Source organism: Chromohalobacter sp. HP20-39 (assembly GCF_033052815.1).
GTDB lineage: Bacteria > Pseudomonadota > Gammaproteobacteria > Pseudomonadales > Halomonadaceae > Chromohalobacter.
Window position 1 is genome coordinate 1 of the sequence record NZ_JAWHTP010000741.1, and the last position, 267, is coordinate 267.

Sequence of the window (267 nt, forward strand, 5' to 3'; positions counted from 1 at the left end):
TGGCGCTACAACTGGGCGCCCGAGCCGGGCACGCCCGAGGCAAGGCTCTACACCGACTTCCTGCGCCCGCGCGACTGGGCCGATGAGGCAGCGACGGCGCTCTGGCTGTGAGGATTGCGCTCTTCGGCGGCAGCTTCGATCCGCCTCATCGGGGCCACCTGGCCTTTGCCCAGCGCGCGCTGGAGGCGCTGGGGCCCGATCGTCTGCTCTGGCTGCCCGCCGGCCGGCAGTGGCAAAAGCCCGGCCAGGTCATGGCGGCCGGTGGAC

The 267-nt window shown here is 72.7% G+C and carries 1 protein-coding gene; it reads left to right on the forward strand.

Annotated features, from left to right (window positions below; genetic code table 11):
* Positions 1–107 precede the first annotated feature (107 nt).
* A partial coding sequence (locus tag RVY79_RS22080; protein WP_411161763.1) for a nicotinate-nicotinamide nucleotide adenylyltransferase occupies positions 108–267 on the forward strand: 160 nt, incomplete at its 3' end.